A 1589-nucleotide genomic window follows, 5' to 3' on the forward strand; every position below is an offset into this window, starting at 1 on the left:
AGCAAGTTAGACGTTCGTCCAAACCAAGAAAGTTTTATCTTAGCAGAGAGAACTCTGCTCCTATTTCCGCTCCAGCGCAAATACAGGGAACGTTGGGCGACATAATCGGGAAATCATCATAAATTCACGAACATGACAATTAATGTAAAGTTTCTTTTGAAATTTGGAAGCGAAGAAAATATTAAAAACCTCTTTGAAAAAGGAGAGATTTACATGAATACCATTCAGACTTTCAAAGAATTTGACAAACCAGGAATTGGCGACAAATATGAAGGAACGGTTGAAATTTTAAACATAAAAGATGCTAAACTAACATTTAAATTCCCTGACAATCCTATTACTGTAAACTCTCCAAGCATGCAACTCTGGAAGAATATAGGTGGTCATGTAGGAAATATTTATTCAACTTATGCAATCTCAAATCTGTTACTGAAAAGAAAATCCGTGCATACAGTTGATAAAAGAATGCTTCAATTTGGAACTCATTGTATAATTATAAAAGATGTAGAAAAATTTATTTTTTCTATACTTGCTAAACTTGACGAAAAAGGAATTACTCATTCACACAACTTGGTTCGCTATTGCAATTACAGTAAGAATAATCATGAAGTAACGTTATTTAAGAAATCTCATTTATTGAGCTATCAAAAAGAACATAGGATTATCGCCTATACGCAAAATAATGAACCTTTAAAATTTGAGATTGGATCGATGCATGATTATGCAGAGATATTTTCCGCTAATGATATTATTAATTCTCTGAAAGTAGATTACGCCGCCCAACAGCGCAGTTAAGCAAGAGCTGGTTTTTCGTGAGTTGAACGTTCGGTTTTCACGAAGAAAGTTTTATCTTGGCAGAGAATACTCAGTCCGCTTTTCCGCTCCTGCGTAACTGCGCGAAACGTTGAGCAACATTTCATATGAACCGCGATAAAAAACGACATAAGATATTAGAAATTTTATCAAAGCAGTTTCTAGCTTGTGAAGCTGGATCAGAAAGAATTCTTGGAGTCAAATTCGAAGAAATTACAAAGTATGTTGGATGTGACGAGAAAACCCTTCGAGAACTATCTTCAATTTTATACGAAAACAAAGAAATCGGTTATCATGATGCTCACGGAGTAACCGGAATGTATTCTAAAGAAGCAGGAGTCGCCGCATATTCAGATAGAAAATATTTGAGGCTAGCTTACAAAAATAAAATAGATAAAGTCAAAGATATTATTCAAATAGTTATTCCTATAATTTCTTTATTAATTGCGCTAGCAGCAATTTTCTTTAAAGTAGAAACATTCAATCGAGAAAATGAACAAAAATTCAAAATCCTTGAAGAGAAAATTAAAAGATTAGAGAATAAAAAATCAAATAAAACTAGAAACGTCGCTCAACCGCCGTTTCAAGACATTGCCGGGTTTTCGGTAGCCGGACGTTGCGGTTTCACGAAGAAATATTATATTGGCAGAGCGAACTCTGCTCCGCTTTCATCGGCAACGTCGTGAAGCGGCCTAACGTTATGCTCGCGCCCTGGCTTCCACATACCACAGCATCCGTCAACTATCATGATTCGAAAAGGATCTTAAGAATTTACT

At 35.3% G+C, this 1589-nt stretch carries 2 protein-coding genes; both read left to right on the forward strand.

Annotated elements, in window-relative coordinates; genetic code table 11:
- Nucleotides 1-132 precede the first annotated feature (132 nt).
- A complete protein-coding gene (locus BLP55_RS16515) occupies nucleotides 133-795 on the forward strand; it encodes a hypothetical protein (RefSeq protein WP_091147490.1) in 663 nt (220 codons plus the stop codon).
- Nucleotides 796-920: 125 nt separating this feature from the next.
- Nucleotides 921-1499, forward strand: a complete 579-nt coding sequence (locus tag BLP55_RS16520) for a hypothetical protein (RefSeq protein WP_091147494.1) — start codon at nucleotides 921-923, stop codon at nucleotides 1497-1499.
- Nucleotides 1500-1589: the final 90 nt, after the last annotated feature.

The sequence above is a fragment of the Flavobacterium caeni genome (genome assembly GCF_900101895.1).
Classification (GTDB): Bacteria; Bacteroidota; Bacteroidia; order Flavobacteriales; family Flavobacteriaceae; genus Flavobacterium; species Flavobacterium caeni.